The organism is Cupriavidus sp. FW306-01-F10A, from assembly GCF_058782785.1.
In genome coordinates, this window is record NZ_JBYSYA010000011.1 from 86,829 (window position 1) to 104,113 (window position 17,285).

At 68.3% G+C, this 17,285-nt stretch carries 15 protein-coding genes; 4 read left to right on the top strand and 11 right to left on the bottom strand.

Annotated elements, in window-relative coordinates:
* Positions 1-4 precede the first annotated feature (4 nt).
* Positions 5-514: a 2-C-methyl-D-erythritol 2,4-cyclodiphosphate synthase gene (gene ispF, locus AC3WLF_RS17475; RefSeq protein WP_010810113.1), complete on the top strand. Its 510-nt coding sequence runs from the start codon at positions 5-7 to the stop codon at positions 512-514.
* Here the strand turns inward: ispF and AC3WLF_RS17480 are convergent, their stop codons facing one another.
* The 6 genes from AC3WLF_RS17480 to ompR all read right to left on the bottom strand — a co-directional run bounded on the left by AC3WLF_RS17480 (position 515) and on the right by ompR (position 6,379).
* On the bottom strand, positions 515-1,090 hold the full coding sequence (locus tag AC3WLF_RS17480; RefSeq protein ID WP_010810112.1) for a GNAT family N-acetyltransferase: 576 nt from the start codon (positions 1,088-1,090) through the stop codon (positions 515-517).
* Positions 1,091-1,273: 183 nt separating this feature from the next.
* On the bottom strand, positions 1,274-1,795 hold the full coding sequence (locus AC3WLF_RS17485) for a carboxymuconolactone decarboxylase family protein (protein WP_018004462.1): 522 nt from the start codon (positions 1,793-1,795) through the stop codon (positions 1,274-1,276).
* A 106-nt stretch (positions 1,796-1,901) separates the two neighbouring features.
* Positions 1,902-2,450 (bottom strand): peroxiredoxin, encoded by a 549-nt coding sequence (locus AC3WLF_RS17490; protein ID WP_010810110.1) that lies wholly within the window; start codon positions 2,448-2,450, stop codon positions 1,902-1,904.
* A gap of 295 nt (positions 2,451-2,745) precedes the next feature.
* Entirely contained in the window at positions 2,746-4,047 is a 1,302-nt protein-coding gene (locus AC3WLF_RS17495) for an MFS transporter (RefSeq protein WP_492356310.1), read from the bottom strand.
* Positions 4,048-4,282: 235 nt separating this feature from the next.
* Entirely contained in the window at positions 4,283-5,632 is a 1,350-nt protein-coding gene (locus AC3WLF_RS17500; protein ID WP_492321382.1) for an ATP-binding protein, read from the bottom strand.
* A gap of 24 nt (positions 5,633-5,656) precedes the next feature.
* Complete coding sequence (ompR, locus tag AC3WLF_RS17505) at positions 5,657-6,379, bottom strand: osmolarity response regulator transcription factor OmpR (protein ID WP_010810107.1); 723 nt, start codon at positions 6,377-6,379, stop codon at positions 5,657-5,659.
* 314 nt (positions 6,380-6,693) lie between these two features.
* Between ompR and AC3WLF_RS17510 the strand changes: the two genes are divergently transcribed.
* Positions 6,694-7,041, top strand: coding sequence for a hypothetical protein (locus tag AC3WLF_RS17510; protein WP_492321383.1), 348 nt, complete (start codon positions 6,694-6,696; stop codon positions 7,039-7,041).
* Positions 7,042-7,086: 45 nt separating this feature from the next.
* Here AC3WLF_RS17510 and AC3WLF_RS17515 read toward each other — a convergent pair whose 3' ends face one another.
* Positions 7,087-8,349, bottom strand: coding sequence for a Zn-dependent hydrolase (locus AC3WLF_RS17515; RefSeq protein WP_492358564.1), 1,263 nt, complete (start codon positions 8,347-8,349; stop codon positions 7,087-7,089).
* Positions 8,350-8,392: 43 nt separating this feature from the next.
* The gene (hpnD, locus tag AC3WLF_RS17520; protein WP_492321385.1) at positions 8,393-9,229 is read right to left on the bottom strand and encodes a presqualene diphosphate synthase HpnD; all 837 of its coding nucleotides are present in this window, start codon (positions 9,227-9,229) and stop codon (positions 8,393-8,395) included.
* Positions 9,230-9,611: 382 nt separating this feature from the next.
* On the opposite strand from hpnD, the gene AC3WLF_RS17525 reads away from it, so the two are divergent.
* Both AC3WLF_RS17525 and AC3WLF_RS17530 read left to right on the top strand, forming a co-directional pair.
* Complete coding sequence (locus AC3WLF_RS17525) at positions 9,612-10,769, top strand: efflux RND transporter periplasmic adaptor subunit (protein ID WP_492321386.1); 1,158 nt, start codon at positions 9,612-9,614, stop codon at positions 10,767-10,769.
* A gap of 4 nt (positions 10,770-10,773) precedes the next feature.
* Entirely contained in the window at positions 10,774-13,887 is a 3,114-nt protein-coding gene (locus AC3WLF_RS17530; protein WP_492356309.1) for an efflux RND transporter permease subunit, read from the top strand.
* 112 nt (positions 13,888-13,999) lie between these two features.
* Here the strand turns inward: AC3WLF_RS17530 and AC3WLF_RS17535 are convergent, their stop codons facing one another.
* Genes AC3WLF_RS17535 through AC3WLF_RS17545 form a run of 3 tightly spaced genes read right to left on the bottom strand, consistent with a single transcriptional unit; the run spans position 14,000 to position 17,283 of the window.
* Complete coding sequence (locus AC3WLF_RS17535) at positions 14,000-15,190, bottom strand: amidase (protein WP_492356308.1); 1,191 nt, start codon at positions 15,188-15,190, stop codon at positions 14,000-14,002.
* A gap of 37 nt (positions 15,191-15,227) precedes the next feature.
* Positions 15,228-16,241 carry an ABC transporter ATP-binding protein gene (locus AC3WLF_RS17540; protein WP_492321389.1) on the bottom strand — a complete coding sequence of 338 codons (1,014 nt, stop codon included), beginning with the start codon at positions 16,239-16,241 and terminating at the stop codon, positions 15,228-15,230.
* Between the two features lie 10 nt (positions 16,242-16,251).
* Positions 16,252-17,283, bottom strand: coding sequence for an ABC transporter ATP-binding protein (locus tag AC3WLF_RS17545; RefSeq protein ID WP_492321390.1), 1,032 nt, complete (start codon positions 17,281-17,283; stop codon positions 16,252-16,254).
* Between the last annotated feature and the right edge of the window lie 2 nt (positions 17,284-17,285).

The following is a 17,285-nucleotide window of genomic DNA, read 5'->3' on the forward strand; positions in this document are numbered from 1 at the left end:
CCGCATGATGCCTTTCGATATCCGGGTGGGACAGGGCTATGACGTCCACGCGCTGGTGCCCGGCCGCAAGCTGATCCTGGGCGGGGTCGAGATTCCGCACGACCGCGGCCTGCTTGGCCATTCCGATGCGGATGCGCTGCTGCACGCGGTCACCGACGCGCTCTTCGGCGCGGCCGCGCTGGGCGATATCGGCCGCCATTTCCCCGACACCGACGCGCAGTTCGCCGGCGCCGACAGCCGCGTGCTGCTGCGCGAGGCCGCGCGCCGCGTGCGCGAGGCGGGCTATGAAATCGGCAATGTCGATGCCACCGTGATCGCGCAGGCGCCCAAGCTGGCGCCGCATATCGGGGCGATGGTGGCGAACCTGGCGGAGGACCTGGGGATTGCGCGCGGGCGTTGCAACGTCAAGGCCAAGACCAACGAGAAGCTGGGCTTCGAAGGGCGCCAGGAAGGCATCGTGGCGCAGGCCGCAGTGCTGCTCTGGCGCGCCTCGGTGGGCGACGCGCAGGACTGATCAGGGCCGCGCCGCGTCTGGCGCCGTGGCGTTTTCCGGCGGGATCGCGTAGGTATAGTCGATCAGGCGGGCCATTGCGCCGGTGCGCGCACCGGCTTCGGTGCGCTTGGTGAAGCCCATCTGCTGGCACAGCCGGATGGCCGATGCCATTTCCGGCATGGTGCGCACCACCAGCGTTGACGCGCCGATATCGCGCGCGCGCTGGATGCAGATCTGCATCAGCGTGCGGCCCAGGCCCAGGCCGCGCGCCTGCGGGCTGACCGACAGCAGCCGCGCTTCCGGCTGGGTCAGGGTGATGGTGCTGCCGTCCAGTGCCGGCAGCGTGGCGCCCGGATGGCAGAACAGGACGGCCCCCATGATGCCGTGATCGGTTTCCGCCACCCACCACTCCATATCCGGATGGCTGGTCGCCAGCACTGCCTGCATGCCGCGCTGGAACGACGCGCGGCAGTCTTCCATGATGGCCAGCTCATATTGCCCGTAGGCTTGTTGCGTGACGGCGGCGATGTCGCCCCAGTCATGCACCGCCGCGAGGCGGTAGTGGAAGCGGGGGGAAGTCGGCGAAGGCAGGGTCATGGCAGCCTGAAAGTGCGTGTCCTGCCTGGATTGTAGGCCGATCGCCGCACCTGTGCAGCCATGGCGCGGGGCGGTTGCAGGATGGGAACAGCCGGCAACTCCTGATGGGAAGCTGCCGGCTGCTGTGCTACGGCGCCCGTGGCAGGGCACCGCGGAGGGCGCGGGGGCGCGCTGTGGCGGGGCTTATTGCGCGGCGATCACGTTGGCGGCGGCCACGATCACGGCGGCAATGCGGCCGACATCGCGCAGCTGCTGCGCGGTCATGCCCTGTTCATTCTTCAGCAGCTGGTAGTGCGACTTCACGCAGAAGTGGCACTTGCCCACGATCGAGGCGGCCAGCGCGTACATCTCGAAACGGCGCTTGTCCACGCCGCCATGGGTGGCATAGGCGTTCATGCGCAGGCCGGCCGGCTGGGTGGCCAGGTCCGGATCGTCGGCCATTTCGACATACGGGTACCAGGTGTTGTTCATGCCCATCAGCGCGGCAGCGGTCAGCGCGCCGTTGGTTTCCTCGGGCGACAGCACGCCGGCATTGCGGATGGCATCCACCAGCACCTTGCTCTGCGCCGCGAATGCCGCCGCCAGCGCCACGCCGACCGCATCATTGCCTTCCAGCGAGGAGCGCGCGATGGTGCCGTCCACGTTCAGGCGGATGTCCTTGGCGTAATCGGGGATGAGATTCTTAATCGTGCTGAGGAATTCCATTTATTTCTCCTATCGATAGGGGCCCAAAAAACCCGCGCAAGCGGGTTTTGGTGCGGAGGGCAGCGCCCTCCGCGAATCGCCACGGTGTCTGGCGACTGACAGCAAATTACAGCGTGGCGCCACCAACGGCACGGTTGCACGGGCACAGCTCGTCCGTTTGCAGACCGTCCAGGATACGCAGGACTTCTTCCGGGTTGCGGCCCACGTTCAGGTTGTTCACCGACACGTGCTGGATCACGTTGTCCGGGTCGACGATGAAGGTCGCGCGCAGGGCAACGCCGGCAGCGTGGTCACGCACGCCCAGTTGGTCGATCAGCGAACCGGTCACGTCGGCGAATTGCCACTGGTTCAGCTTGTTCAGGTCCTTGTGTTCGCGGCGCCATGCCAGCTTGACGAATTCGTTGTCGGTCGAGCCGCCCAGCACGATCGCGTCGCGGTCGGCGAAGTCGCCGTTCAGCTTGGCGAAGGCAACGATTTCGGTCGGGCAGACGAAGGTGAAGTCCTTCGGGTAGAAGTAGATGATCTTCCACTTGCCTTCGAACGACTTTTCGGTGATGTCTTCGAAAGCCGACTGGCCGTTCTCTTCGTGATTGTTGAAACCCGGCTTGACACCGACGACGTGGAAGGCTTCGAGCTTGTCACCAACGGTCTTCATAGACTATCTCCTGATACGGTTGCAATGAGAGCGGTGCTGCTGCCGCGCGGCTGGCGTGGGCCGGCTACGCGGCTTACCGCGACAAAACGTGATTATGCGTCATCACCAGGTGCCGGGCTAATTGATATTCTCAAAGAGCCCGATAGGCAAGGCATGTGACGCCTGGAGCGAATCCCGGCATGGGAAGCCGCGGCATCGGCCAGGCGGCTTCGATGCGGAAGGGCAAGTATGCCATGCGCGCTGGGCCCGCTTATGGCAAGTTGGTGACGATGGCGGCGAGTTCAACCCGCCGTGTTCAGGCCGGATGCATGACGGGCTCCACTCGTTGCGCCCGGAAGATCACCAGCGTGGCAACCAGTCCGCACAGCGCGGCGAACATCAGCCACAGCCCCGGCGCCGCCTTGTTGCCGGTGGCGTGGATCAGCCAGGTCGAGATTGCCGGGGTGAAGCCGCCGAACAGCGCCGTGGCCAGGCTGTAGGCCAGCGAGAAGCCGGTGGTGCGCACCGCGGGCGGCATGATCTCGGTCAGCGCCACCACCATGGCGCCGTTATAGCTGCCGTACAGGAACGACAGCCACAGCCCCACCATCAGCAGCCGCGAGAACGACGGCTCGGCCACCAGCCATGACACGGCGGGGTACGCGGTCAGCAGCGTCGCCACGGTGAAGAACACCAGCAGTGGCTTGCGTCCGATGCGGTCCGACAGCGCGCCCATCAGCGGCAGCCAGATGAAGTTGGACAGGCCCACGCACATGGTGACGATCAGGTTGTCGGTGTCGTCCAGCTTCAGCACGGTCTTGCCGAAGGTCGGCGTGTATGCGGTGATCATGTAAAACGACACCGTGGTCATCACCACCATCATGCAGCCGGCCAGGATGATGCGCCAGTTGTCCAGCATCGAGCGGTAGATCTCGTCGATGGCGGGGCGGTGCTTGCGCGCCTTGAAGGCCTCGGTCTCTTCCAGCGAACGGCGGATCAGGAACAGGAACGGCACGATCAGGCAGCCCACCAGGAAGGGAATGCGCCAGCCCCATTCATCCATTTGCGCCGGCGCCAGCGTGGCGTGCAGGATCACGCCCAGCAGGCCGGCGAAGATCACCGCCACCTGCTGGCTGCCCGATTGCCACGCGACATAGAAGCCCTTGCGGCCAGGCCTGGCGATTTCCGACAGGTAGACCGAGACGCCGCCCAGCTCAACGCCCGCGGAGAAGCCCTGCAGCAGGCGCCCGGCCAATACCAGCAGCGGCGCGGCCACGCCAATGGTGGCGTAGCCCGGCACGCAGGCAATCAGCAGCGTGCCCATGGCCATCAGCGCCAGCGTCATGATCAGGCCCTTGCGGCGGCCATGGCGGTCGATGTAGGCGCCCAGCACGATCGCACCCAGCGGCCGCATCAGGAAGCCCGCGCCAAAGGTGGCGAGCGAAAGCATCAGCGAGGCGAACTCGTTGCCGCTGGGGAAGAAGGTCCTGGCGATGGCGGCCGCGTAGAAGCCGTACACCATGAAGTCATACATTTCCAGGAAGTTGCCGCTGACGACGCGGAACACGGTGCGGAACCCGTGCTGCCCGGCGGGGGTAGCTGCGGAGGTCTCTGACATGGCTGTCTCTCAGGCACCGCCGGCGGTCCCGGCGGCATGATGGTTCGGAGAAGTCAGCCAGGCGTGCGCGGGTCACGCCGTGTGGGAAGGATTTCGCCGCGCGCCTGATGACGGGCGCCAGTGTGCGCCGCGACCCTGTCATTGCCCTGACGAATGCCTTTCAGAAGGCTATCAAATGCTGTCGAAAACCTGTCAATGCGCCGCGGATGGCGCTCAGGCCGCGCTCAGCTGACGCTCAGGCGCGCCGGAAGCAGGCGCTGACCACCAGCCCCGTGGCCGGGGCGGGGCGGTTGGCCAGCAGCAGCCGGCCACCGTTGCGCTGCATGATGCGGTTGACGATGGACATGCCCAGCCCGGCGCCCTTGGCCTCGCTGCGCGCGGCATCGAGCCGGTAGAAGGGCCGCGTCAGCAGCGACAGCTGGCCGTCGGGCACGCCGTTGCCGTGGTCGGCCACGGTCAGCACGGCTTCCTTGTCGTCCACGCGCGTCGAGATCTCGACCACGGCCATGCCGCTTTGCTCGTCCTTGGCATAGCGGCGCGCGTTCTCGACCAGGTTGTCCAGGATGCGCTGCACTTCCATGCGGTTGGCCACGGCCATCACCGGCTCGTTGGCGCGCACGTGCACGCGCACGTCGTCATGCGCGGCGTAGACGCCCACGGCATCGTGCACCAGCGCCGACAGGTCAACCGGTTCCACGGTTTCCAGCGGCGGGCGCGCGTAGTTGAGGAACTGTCCGATGATGGCGTCCATCTGCTCGATGTCGGCGATCATGGCGTCGCGCGTGGGGGTGTCCATCGGCGACATCTCGGTTTCCAGGCGCAGGCGCGTCAGCGGCGTGCGCAGGTCGTGCGAGATGCCGGCCAGCATCACCACGCGGTCGTCGTCGAGTTGGCGCAGGTCGCGCACCATCTGGTTGAAGCTGTGGTTGGCCAGCGCCACCTCACTGGCGCCGTGCTCGGGCAGCGGCGGCGGGTCGCCGCCGGCACCGATGGCGCGCGCGGCGTTGGCCAGCCGCTTGAGCGGGTAGTTGACACGCGCGGTGATAAAGGCGGCGCCGATGATCGACAGCAGCAGCGCGGCAATACTCCACCACAGCCACTGGATGCCGGGCACGCGCTCGAAGCGCTCGGGGCTGATCGCCACCCAGTAGTCGTCGCCCTCGATCTCGAAGCTGACCCACACGCCGGGTATGTCGTTGACGGTGGTGGCCAGCACCGTGTCCTCGCCCAGGCGGCTGCGGATCTCCTGCTGCACCAGGGCGGTCAGGAACGGGTTGGCGGTGGGCGCGGCGAAGTCGTCGTCCTTCTCGCGCGGATAGACCTTGATGCCTTCGTTCTGCACCAGGTCGAGCAGCAGGAAGCGCCGCCGCGCGGGGTCGGAATAGAGCAGCGCGGCGCGCGTGAGCTTGACCACGCTGACCACCTGCATGGCGATCTGCTGCGCGCGCGGGGCGCGTTCGAACAGCCGGTAGCTCTGGAACCAGATGCCCAGCGAAATCGCCAGCAGCAGGGCGATAAGCATGAAGGTTCGCCAGAACAGCGAACCAAAGAACCGCGTTGCGGTTCTACCGATAACGGTCGCCACGATGGGAACAGCGGCCGTAATCGGTTATTTCACGCCATCGGGGATGAAGACGTAGCCCAGGCCCCACACCGTCTGGATAAAACGGGGGTTGCTGGGGTCCGGCTCGATCAGCTTGCGCAGGCGCGAGATCTGCACGTCCAGGCTGCGGTCGAAGACTTCATATTCACGGCCGCGTGCCATTTCCATCAGCTTCTCGCGCGACAGCGGCTGGCGCGGATGGCGGGCGAACACCTTGAGGACCGAGAACTCGCCGGTGGTCAGCGTGATTTCCTCGTCGTTCTTGGTCAGCGTGCGCGTGGCCAGGTTCAGCACGAAGTCGCCGAAGGCGAAGGTCTCGGGCGTTTCCGACGGGGCGCCGGGCACTTCGGCCGGGCCCTTGCGGCGCAGCACCGCGTGGATGCGCGCAATCAGCTCGCGCGGGTTGAAGGGCTTGGGCAGGTAGTCGTCGGCGCCCATCTCCAGGCCGACGATGCGGTCCACGTCCTCGCCCTTGGCGGTGAGCATGATGATCGGGGTCTGGTCGTTGGCCCCGCGCAGCCGGCGGCAGATCGACAGGCCGTCTTCGCCCGGCATCATCAGGTCCAGCACCAGCAGGTCGAAACGCTCGCGCAGCCAGAGCTTGTTCATCGCGGTGGCGTTTTCCGCCACCAGCACGGTGAAACCCTGTTCGCCCAGATAGCGGCGCAGCAAATCGCGCAGACGCGGGTCATCGTCGACGACAAGAATCTTGTGGCTGGTATTTTCCATGGCGGTATCTTAGCGACTATCGCTTTCGCTCAAAATGGCTTAACAAAACGTTACATACTTTACCCCGGCGTATGGCAGTGTGCACCAATCGTGCGATTACACTGCGCAATCCGTCTTTTTGGGCGCCGTGCGCGGCAGATTTCCACGCATTTGCAACCGACGAACCACTGTCTCGACCAGCCTGCCTTGCTCGCGCTGGCGCGATGCTTGCAGAGGGCGCGGCGCCGGACGGGGTACCGGAATTCCCGGCTTCAGGACAGTCCATCCAGTCTGTCCAAAGGCTGTTTTTCCCGAAGCCAAGATCGCCATTATCAATGAAAGTGAACCGAACCCGGCACGGGCATCCGCAGCATGGTGTCGCCGGCGCCTGCCTTGCGCTGGCGCTGGCCGTGCTGGCGCTGTGCATTCCGGCCGGGACGGTGCAGGCGCAATCGGCCGGCATGGCCAACCTGCTCAAGCGCCACCCGTCGACCCAGGCCAGCGATCCAGGCAACAGCCAGCGCGAGGCGCGGGCCCGTGCCGAGCGCCATCGCGCCGAGCAGCGCGACGCCGAGCGCCGGCGCGGTGACGAGCGCGGCGGCTCGCGCCTGTCGCCGGACGAGCGCCGCAAGCTGCGCAAGAACCTCTACGACTTCGGGCGCGATATCTACCAGGGCGGCTGATCCGTTCTTATCGTGCCGCGCCCCCATGGTACGCCAGTGTGGCGCTCAGGCGCGCGGCTGGAAGTGCCGCAGGAAATCCACGAAGACCTCCGCCGCCAGCTGGGCATCCTCCGCCGTGATGGTTTCCAGCGGGTTGTGGCTGATGCCGCCGTTGCCGCAGCGCACGAACAGCATGGCCACGTCGGTGATGCGCTGCATCATCATGGCGTCGTGGCCGGCGCCGGAGGGCAGCTCGAAGGCCTGCAGCCCGCGCTTCTTCAGCACCGCCCCGAACTGGTCCATCAGCCAGCGCGCGCACGGCGCGTTGTTGACCGGCGGCACGCGCTCCACCTGGGCGGCCAGCCCGCGCCGTTCCGCGATCTGGCCGATGCCGGCCACGATGTCGGCGATGGCGGCCTCGCGGATGCCATCCTCGCCGGCGCGAATATCCATCGAGAAGGTGCAGGCCGCCGGGATGACATTGCTCGACCCGTTGGGCACCTGCAGCTGGCCCACCGTTCCGACCAGCGTCGGCGCCGCCGCGCAGCGCTGCTCCACCAGCAGGATCATCTCGGCAGCGCCCGCGGCGGCGTCGCGGCGCATGCCCATCGGCGTGGTGCCGGCATGGCTGGCCAGGCCTTCGACCCGCACCGCAAAGCGGCTGCTGCCCGCGATCTGCGTGACCACGCCCAGCGGCAGGTCGTGGTGCAGCAGCACCGGGCCCTGCTCGATATGCACCTCGACAAAGCCCAGCAGCGACGCCGGATCGACCGCCGCGGCGCGCAGGGCCTGCAAATCGCCCGCGCCGGGCAGGTCCGATGCCGCCAGTGCCTCGCGCAGTGTGATGCCGTCCGCGTCCTGGCGCTCCAGCAGGGCGGGGTCGAAGCGGCCCGCCAGCACACTGCTGGCCAGGAAGCTGGTCTTGAAGCGCAGGCCCTCCTCTTCGGCGAACCCCACCACTTCAAAGTGATAGGGCAGGCGGATGCCGGCCTGGTTGAGCGCGCCGACCACGGCGATCGGCAGCAGGATGCCAAGCCGCCCGTCATAGCGCCCGCCATTGCGCACGGTGTCGAAGTGCGAGCCGGTCATCAGCACGCGCGCGTCGGGCACGGCCGGGTCGGCTGCATAGCGGCCGATGACGTTGCCGATGGCGTCGATCCGCACCTGCATGCCGGCCGCCTCCATCCACTGCGCAAGCCGGGCCTGCGCGGCGCGGTGGGCCGGGGTCAGGTAGGCGCAGGTAAGGCCGCCTTCCATGTCGGAGAAACTGGCGAGCTGGTCGGCGTGGGCAAGGATGGTGTCGCCGAGGGAGGCGGATGTCTGCGTCATGGCGGTACGGCTTGGCGGGTCGGAGAGGAAAGAGAGCAGGACGCTAGCTGTTGCGCACCCAGGTCTTCCAGGCAATCCACAGCTTGCGCAGCGGGGTCAGCGCAATGCGCTGGTTCAGCACCTGGAACTGGCTCGCTTCCAGTTCGTCGAGCAGCGCGTGGTAGATCGCGCCCATCAGCAGGCCGGCGCGCTGGGCGCGGCGGTCCTGCCTGGGCAGCAGCGCCAGTGCCTCATGGTACAGCGCGCGGGCCCGGCCGGCGTGGTACTGCATCAGCGCGACAAAGCGATCGGAATGCTGGCCCTTCAGGATCTCGGATGCAGGCACCTGGAACTGCTGCAGGGTATTGACCGGCAGGTAGATGCGCCCGCGCCGCGCGTCCTCGCCGACGTCGCGCAGGATATTGACCAGTTGCAGCGACTGGCCAAGCTTCTCGGCAAACACCAGGGTCTGCGGGTCGGTATAGCCGAACAGCCGCGCGCTGAGCGTGCCGACCACGCCGGCCACGCAATGGCAGTAGCGGGCCAGGCCGGGCTCGTCCAGGTAGCGGGTCTGGGTCAGGTCCATTTCCATGCCTTCCAGCACTTCGGACATCTCGCCCTGGGGCAGGCCGGCGCTGCGCACATGCGGCTGCAGGGCCTTGGTGGTCGGATGGGTCGGCTCGCCCTCGAACAGGCGGCGCAGCTCGGCGCGCCACCAGTCCAGCTGCTGGTGGGCCAGGCCAGCATCATGGCTGTCGTCGACCACGTCGTCGACTTCGCGGCACCAGGCGTACAGCGCGGTGATGGCGCGGCGGCGCTCGGCCGGCAGGAACAGGAAGCTGTAATAGAAGCTCGAGCCGCTCTGGGCGACTTTCTCTTGGCAATACTGATCGGGCGTCACGCCGGTCTCGGGTCGAAGATGTGGGGGGAAGCGCCAGCGGCGCGGCGGATTGTAGCATCGCGCCGGGCAGGGTATGGTCGCGCATGCCGAAGCCTGTCGGCGCAGTTCACCGGCCCGGAACGGCAACTGAGTCTTCATTCCAGCGGTTTCGTCGCCTGCCGTTTGACGCACCCGGGGTGCGTCGCTATATTACTGACCGGAAAGTTATTTATTGCCGATGCCGGCTGCGCGCGGCCATCCCCGCGCCTCGACGACTTCCCGGGCGCAGGGGATTGCGCTCACCGGCCAGTCTTGTCAGTGGTTCCATCCGACTTGTTGCCTACCGATGCCAGTGCTTTGCCAAGTGCCGGAAGTTGCGGCTGCAGATTCTCCTGTTGTTACGATGCCGCCGCGCCACCTCCGCCGAGGCGTGGCCGTGGCCACACTTTTGACGGCCAGCCTGCTGGCCCTGGCCGGCTGCGGCAAGAAGGCCGAGCCGGCGCCGGAGGTGCGCCCGGTGCGCCTGATGCAGCTGAGCCCGCACAATGGCAAGACCGCCTTCGAGTTCTCCGGCGACGTGCGCCCGCGCGTGGAGTCGCGGCTGGGCTTCCGCGTCGGGGGCAAGATCGCCGCCAGGCTGGTGGATGTGGGCGCGGTGGTCAGCAAGGGCCAGCCGCTGGCGCGCCTGGACCCCACCGACCTGTCGCTGGCCGAGGCCGGCTCGCGCGCCCAGTTCGAGGCCGCGAAGACTGACCGCGACCTGGCCGCCGCCGACCTGAAGCGCTACAACGACCTGTTCGCCAAGGGCTTTATCAGCGCTGCCGAGCAGCACCGGCGCCAGGCCAACTATGACGCCGCCGAATCGCGGCTGCGCCAGGCCCAGGCCGGGCTGCGCAGCCAGTCCAACCAGACCGGCTACGCGGTCCTGCATGCCGATGCCGACGGCGTGGTCACGGCGATCGATGCCGAGGTGGGCCAGGTGGTGACGCCGGGCCAGCCGGTGGTGCGCGTGGCGCAGACGGCAGAGAAGGAAGTCGCGATCGGCCTGCCCGAAGACCAGGTCGACCTGCTGCGCGGCATTACCGACGTGACCATCCATACCTGGGCCGAGCCGCAGCGCACGCTGCCTGGCCGCGTGCGCGAGATTGCCGCGGCGGCCGACCCGGTCACCCGCACCTATGCCACCCGCGTGACGGTGCCGAACCCGCCCGCCGACCTCAAGCTCGGCATGACCGCGGTGGTGACCTTCATGCGCACCGGCGCCACCCCGGCCATCCGGGTGCCGCTGACCGCGCTGCTGCAGGAGCAGGGCCGCAACCAGGTCTGGATCTATGACGCCGCCGCCGGCACGGTCAAGCCGGTGCCGGTGACGCTGGGCGAGGCCATCGGCAACGAGGTGGAGGTGCGCCAGGGCCTGGCCCCGGGCCAGACCATCGTCACCGCCGGGGTGCACCTTTTGCGCGCAGGCCAGAAGGTGCGACCGCTGCAGACGGTCGCGCCTGCGGCAGGGCCTGCATCGGCCCCGGCATCGGCACCGGCCGCCACCCCGAAGCAGGGGTGAGCGGATGGATCATTCCCGCTTCAACCTGTCGCGCTGGGCACTCGAGCACCAGCCGCTGACCCGCTACCTGCTGGTGGTGCTGCTGCTTGGCGGCATGCTGGCGTTCTTCCAGCTGGGCCAGGACGAGGATCCGCCCTTTACCTTCCGCGTGATGGTGGTGCAGGCCTTCTGGCCCGGCGCCACCGCCGAGCAGATCGCCGTCCAGGTGACGGACAAGATCGAGCGCCAGCTGCAGGAAGTGCCCTATGCGGACAAGATCCGCAGCTTCTCCAAGCCGGGCGAGACCACGGTGATCTTCCAGCTCAAGGACACCTCGCCGGCGAAGGAGACCGCGCAGGTCTGGTACACCGTGCGCAAGAAGATCGGCGATATCCAGCAGACGCTGCCCGCGGGCGTGCGCGGGCCGTTCTTCAATGATGAGTTTGGCGACGTGTACGGCACCATCTACGCGCTCTCCGCCGATGGCTTCAACTACAAGGAGCTGCGCGAGTACGCCGACCTGGTGCGCCAGGAACTGCTGCGCGTGCCGTCGGTGGCCAAGGTGTCGCTGATCGGCCTGCAGGACGAGAAGGTTTTCATCGAGTTCAACCAGGCGCGCTTTGCCCAGCTGGGGCTGGATATCAACGCCATCGCCGACCAGATCTCGCAGCAGAACAACCTGACCGGCAGCGGCGTGCTGGTCACCCCGACCGACAACCTGCAGGTGCGCCTGTCGGGCCAGTTCGCCAGCGTGGAAGACCTGGAGAACCTGGTGCTGCGCGGGCCCAACGGCATCGCCAACATCCGCCTGGGCGACATCGCGCACGTCTACCGGGGCTATGTCGACCCGACCCAGACGCGCATGCGCTTCAACGGCAAGGACGTGATCGGGCTGGGCATTTCGATGCAGAAGGGCGGCGACATCATCGAGCTGGGCAAGAACCTGCGCACGGCCTTTGACCAGCTGCGCGGCCAGCTGCCGGTAGGCATCGAGATGGACCAGGTGCAGGACCAGCCGCAAGCCGTCAAGCGCTCGGTCGGCGAGTTCGTGCGCGTGCTGATCGAGGCGGTGGTGATCGTGCTGGCGGTCAGTTTCATTGCGCTGGGCCTGCATACGCGGCCCTTGCGGCTGGACGTGCGTCCCGGGCTGGTGGTGGCGCTGACGATCCCGCTGGTGCTGGCCGTGACCTTCCTGTTCATGCATATCTTCGGCATCGGCCTGCACAAGATCTCGCTCGGGGCCTTGATCGTGGCGCTGGGACTGCTGGTGGACGACGCCATCATCGCGGTCGAGATGATGGTGCGCAAGCTGGAAGAGGGTTTCTCCAAGATGGAGGCGGCCACCTTCGCCTATACCTCCACCGCGATGCCGATGCTGACCGGCACGCTGATCACCGCGGCCGGCTTCCTGCCGGTGGGCCTGGCGCGCTCGACGGTGGGCGAATACACCTTCGCGATCTTTGCGGTGACGGCGCTGGCGCTGGTGCTGTCGTGGCTGGCGGCGGTCTATTTCACGCCCTACCTGGGCTACCTGCTGCTCAAGACCCGCGGCCCCGGCGCGGGCGAGGCCCACGAGGTCTTCGACACGCCGTTCTATGCGCGCTTTCGCCGGCTGGTGGACTGGTGCGTGAGCTGGCGCAAGGTGGTGATCGCGATCACGCTGGTGGCCTTTGCGCTGGGGATCTACGCCTTCAAGTTTGTCGAGAAGCAGTTCTTCCCCGATTCCAGCCGCCCCGAGCTGATGGTGGAACTGTGGATGCCCGAGGGCACCAGCTTTGCCCAGATGGAAACCGAGGCCAAGCGCTTCGAGCAGCTGGTCGGCAAGGACCGCGAGGTCGAGAGCCTGACCACCTTCGTCGGCACCGGCGCGCCGCGTTTCTACCTGCCGCTGGACCAGATCTTCCCGCAGACCAATGTGGCGCAGGTGATCGTGATGCCGGTCAGCACCGAGGTGCGCGATGCGCTGCGCCGCCGCATCATCAAGCTGATGGATGCCGAATTCCCGTACCTGCGGGGCCGCGTCAAGCTGTTGCCCAACGGGCCTCCGGTGGCCTATCCGGTGCAGTTCCGCGTGATCGGGCCGGACGCCGCCGGGGTGCGCCAGCTGGCCGACCAGGTCAAGGCCGAGATGCGCGCCAACCCCAACACCGTCGGGGTCAACGACAACTGGAATGAGAACGTCAAGATGCTGCGCCTGGAGATCGACCAGGACAAGGCGCGCGCACTGGGCGTGACCACCAATGCCATCGCCCGCGTCACGCAGACCGTGCTGAGCGGCGTGCCGGTGGGCCAGTACCGCGACGGCGACAAGCTGATCGACATCCTGATGCGCACCCCGCGCAGTGAGCGCGACGCGATCTCGGACCTGAACAACATGCTGGTGCCGACCAACACCGGGCGCATGGTGCCGCTGACGCAGGTGGCGCGCGTGACGCTGCGCTCGGAACCGGGCGTGGTGTGGCGCGAGAACCGCGACTTCGGCGTGACCGTGCAGTCCGACGTGGTCGACGGCATCCAGGGCCCGACGGTGACCGCGCAGATCAACCCGAAGCTGGACAAGCTGCGCGCGCAGTTGCCGCCAGGCTACCGCATCACCGTGGCCGGCGCGGAAGAAGAGAGCGGCAAGGCTGGCGCTTCGATCGCGGCGCAGCTGCCGCTGTGCATCTTCATCATCTTCACGCTGCTGATGCTTCAGCTGCACAGCTTCTCGCGCGCGGCCATGGTGTTCCTTACCGGCCCGCTGGGCCTGATCGGCGCCGCCGCCACGCTGTTGCTGCTGCGCGCGCCGATGGGGTTTGTGGCGCAGCTGGGCATCACCGCACTGCTGGGCATGATCATCCGCAACTCGGTGATCCTGGTCGACCAGATCGAGCAGGACGTCAGCGCCGGCGTGCCGCAGTGGACCGCCATCGTCGAAGCCGCGGTGCGCCGCTTCCGGCCGATCATCCTGACCGCCGCCGCGGCGGTGCTGGCGATGATCCCGCTGTCGCGCTCGATGTTCTGGGGGCCGATGGCGGTGGCGATCATGGGCGGGCTGATCATTGCCACGGTGCTGACGCTGCTGTTCCTGCCGGCGCTGTATGCGGCGTGGTTCCGCGTCAAGCGGCCGGAGGGCGGGGTGTCGGCGCTGGCGAGTTGAGGCGCGGCGCGGTTCAGGCTGCGGCTTCGCGGAAGCCGCGGGCCGGTCCTGGCGAGACGATGCCGGCATCGACCTCGCCGTCGGCATGCCGCGTGCCCTTTGCGTTACTGGTTCAAGCCTGGTGCGCCATGATCCGCTCCGCCAGAGCGACCAGGCTGCGGTCACTGCCCGCCGGCCCCAGCAGCGAGATGCCGAGCGGTGCGCCGTCGCGGCCGGCCAGCGGCAGGTTCAGCTGCGGGAAGCCGCTCAGCGGCGTCAGGCACAGCGTCTGGGCGGCGAGGTTGCGGTAGGTCTCCAGGGACTCGATCGGTTCGGCGCGCAGCGGCGCGATATCGGGCATGGTCGGCAGCACCAGCACGCCGTCCGGCCCCAGCAGGCGGCCCAGGTGCGCGGTGAAGTCGCGGCGCACGGCACTGGCTTCGTCGAACTGGCTGCGGGTGACGGCCTTCGCGAAGGCGAAGCGTGCCGCGACATCGGCACCCAGCTCCAGTCCGTGTTGCTCGATCAGTTCGCCGTCGCTGTGCCATGCCTCCCAGCCCTGCACGTAGCGGAACGCCCACCACAGCTCGGACAGCGGCCGGTCGGCTACGGTGACTGGCGCGGCGTGGCCCAGCGCGGCTTCGATCCGGGCGGCAGCCGGCGCCAGCGCGTCGCGGGCCTCCGGGGTCGGCTGGCCGAACAGGTCGGTGGCAAACAGCAGCCGCGGCGCGGCCGGCAGCGGCGCCGGGTCCGCCCCGAACAGCACCTCGGCCACGCGCGCGAAGGTGCCGATGTCGCGCGCAAAGAAGCCGCAGGTGTCCAGGCTTTCGGACAGCGGCAGGCAGCGTTCCAGTGAAATGCGCCCGTGCGTGGGCCGGATGCCGAACAGGCCGCAATGGCTGGCCGGCGCGCGCACCGAGCCGCCGGTGTCGGAGCCCAGCGCAAAGTCGCACAAGCCGTTCGATACCGCCGAGGCCGAGCCCGACGACGAGCCGCCGGTGATGCGCTCCGGCGCCGCGCCGTTGACCGGGCGCCCGTAGTGGGCGTTCTGGCCGTTCATGGAGAAGGCCAGCTCGTCGGTGTGGGTCTTGCCGACGAAGGCGGCGCCGGCATCCAGCAGCCGCTGCACCGCCGGCGCGGTCGCGGCCTTGATGCCCGAGCGCGCCAGCACGTGCGGATTGCCGCCGCCGGTCGGATAGCCAGCTACGTCGAACAGGTCCTTCACGGCGAAGCTCAGGCCCCGCAGCGGGCCGCCGGCGGCGTGCGGGACGGTGATCTGTGGGTACGGCATGAAGGCACGGGCAGGATGGGTGGCAAGCGTCATGGGTGGCCTGGAATACGTTGGGGTTCTGGGATGGGGGTCATGCCGCGGTGGCGACCGCGGGCTCGGCGGCCAGCACGCAGCTGACGCGGTGGCCGGTGCCGACGGTGAGCGCCTGCGGCACCTCGGCCAGGCATTGCGGGCGCGCATGCGGGCAGCGTGGCGCGAAGGTGCAGCCCGGCGGCAGCGCGGCCAGGTCGGGCGGGGCGCCGCCGATGGCCTGCAGCCGCTGGCCGCGGTCCATGCCATGCTGGCGGCTTTGCAGCAGGGCGATGGTGTAGGGGTGGCGCGCCGCGCGCAGCAGGGTGCGGATCGGGCCTTCCTCGACAATGCGCCCGCCGTACATCACCGCGACGCGGTCGGCGATCTCCACCGCGGCGCCGATATCGTGGGTGACGAAAACAATGGACAGCCCCAGTTCGCGCTGCAGCTCGCGCAGCAGGATCAGCACCTGGATCTGCACGGTGGCGTCCAGCGCGGTGGTGGGCTCGTCGGCCAGCAGGATCCTGGGCCGCGCCGACAGTGCCAGTGCGATCATGGCGCGCTGGCGCATGCCGCCCGACAGCTCGTGCGGATACGCTGCCAGCCGCCGCTCCGGGCTGGGAATGCGCACGGACTCGAGCGCCTGCAGCGCGCGCGCGCGCGCCTCGGCGGCCGAGACCGTGTCGTGGGTGCGGATGCATTCGACGATCTGCTGGCCCACGGTGTAGACCGGGTCCAGCGCCAGCAGCGGCTCCTGGAACACCATCGCCATGGTGCCGCCGCGCAGCCGGGCCAGCGCGCGCTGGTCGAGCGCCATCACGTCGGCGCCGTCGACGCGGATCTGGCCTGCCATGCGGGTGCGGCGCGGCGGGTGCAGGCGCATCAGCGCGCGCAGCGTGACACTCTTGCCGGAGCCGGATTCGCCGATCAGGGCCACGGCCTCGCCGGCGCCCACGTCGAGCGAGACGCCGTTGACGGCGCGGATGGTCTTGCCGCCGCCGGAGAAGGTGACGTGCAGGTCCCGCACCGAGATCATCGGCGCGCCGGGTGTGCTTTGTGGGGTGGTGGACATGGTGGGCTCCTCAGGGCGCGGCGGCCAGCAGGCAGGCGACCGGATGCCCGGCCACCAGGTCGGTCAGCTGCGGCTCGCGCCGCCCGCACACGTCCTGCGCCATGGCGCAGCGCGGATGGAAACTGCAGCCGGACGGCGGGTTGATCGGGTTGGGCGGGTCGCCCGTCAGCGGCGCGACCGCGGTGCGGCGGTCCGGGTCCATCGACGGCATCGACGCCAGCAGCGCGCGCGTGTATGGGTGCGCCGGGTGCTGATAAAGGGTCTCGGTATCCGCGATCTCCACCACCTTGCCCAGGTACATCACCATCACGCGGTCGCACAGGTAGCGGATCACGTTGAGGTCGTGGCTGATGAAGACGTAGGTCAGGTCGAACTCGGCCTTCAGGTCCAGCAGCAGGTTCAGCACCTGCGCCTCCACCGACTTGTCCAGTGCCGAGACCGCCTCGTCCAGGATCACCAGGCGCGGGCGCAGCGCCAGCGCGCGGGCAATGTTGACGCGCTGGCGCTGCCCGCCCGACAGCTCGTGCGGGTAGCGCCCGGCAAAGCGCACCGGGTCCAGCCCGACGCGCTGCAGCAGGTAGCGGGCGCGCTCGGTGGCTTCGCGCGCCGGCACGCCATGGACGCGTGGCGTGAAGGCGATCGACGCCTCGATGGTCAGGCGCGGGTTCAGCGACGAATAGCTGTCCTGGAACACCATCTGCACCTGGCTGCGGAACTTCTTCATCGGCAGCTGGGCCGAGCCCACGCCCTGCGCGTCGAAGATCAGCTCGCCGCGGTCCTGCTGCGTCAGCTGCATCAGCAGCCGCGCGGTGGTGGACTTGCCGCAGCCGGACTCGCCGACCACGCCCAGGGTCTCGCCCTTGAGCACGTCGAAGCTGACGCCATCGACCGCGCGCACCGACGCGGCGCGCGCGCGCAGGCCGGGCAGGCCGGAGTTGATGGGAAAGTGCTTGACCAGCTGGTGGGCGATCACCAGTGGCTGCGCCGGGCCGCCGACATCGCGGCCGGCCTGTGGCGAAGGGGCCTGCATCAGTGCTGGCATGG

Bases quoted from the DNA above. Each gene is read 5' to 3' on its own strand.
- AC3WLF_RS17545 (WP_492321390.1), bottom strand. From the start codon at position 17,283: ATGCCAGCACTGATGCAGGCCCCTTCGCCACAGGCCGGCCGCGATGTC.
- ompR (WP_010810107.1), bottom strand. From the start codon at position 6,379: ATGGAAAATACCAGCCACAAGATTCTTGTCGTCGACGATGACCCGCGT.
- AC3WLF_RS17490 (WP_010810110.1), bottom strand. From the start codon at position 2,450: ATGAAGACCGTTGGTGACAAGCTCGAAGCCTTCCACGTCGTCGGTGTC.
- ispF (WP_010810113.1), top strand. From the start codon at position 5: ATGATGCCTTTCGATATCCGGGTGGGACAGGGCTATGACGTCCACGCG.
- AC3WLF_RS17535 (WP_492356308.1), bottom strand. From the start codon at position 15,190: ATGACGCTTGCCACCCATCCTGCCCGTGCCTTCATGCCGTACCCACAG.
- AC3WLF_RS17485 (WP_018004462.1), bottom strand. From the start codon at position 1,795: ATGGAATTCCTCAGCACGATTAAGAATCTCATCCCCGATTACGCCAAG.
- AC3WLF_RS17510 (WP_492321383.1), top strand. From the start codon at position 6,694: ATGAAAGTGAACCGAACCCGGCACGGGCATCCGCAGCATGGTGTCGCC.
- AC3WLF_RS17515 (WP_492358564.1), bottom strand. From the start codon at position 8,349: ATGACGCAGACATCCGCCTCCCTCGGCGACACCATCCTTGCCCACGCC.
- AC3WLF_RS17495 (WP_492356310.1), bottom strand. From the start codon at position 4,047: ATGTCAGAGACCTCCGCAGCTACCCCCGCCGGGCAGCACGGGTTCCGC.
- AC3WLF_RS17530 (WP_492356309.1), top strand. From the start codon at position 10,774: ATGGATCATTCCCGCTTCAACCTGTCGCGCTGGGCACTCGAGCACCAG.
- AC3WLF_RS17480 (WP_010810112.1), bottom strand. From the start codon at position 1,090: ATGACCCTGCCTTCGCCGACTTCCCCCCGCTTCCACTACCGCCTCGCG.
- AC3WLF_RS17540 (WP_492321389.1), bottom strand. From the start codon at position 16,241: ATGTCCACCACCCCACAAAGCACACCCGGCGCGCCGATGATCTCGGTG.
- AC3WLF_RS17525 (WP_492321386.1), top strand. From the start codon at position 9,612: ATGCCGCCGCGCCACCTCCGCCGAGGCGTGGCCGTGGCCACACTTTTG.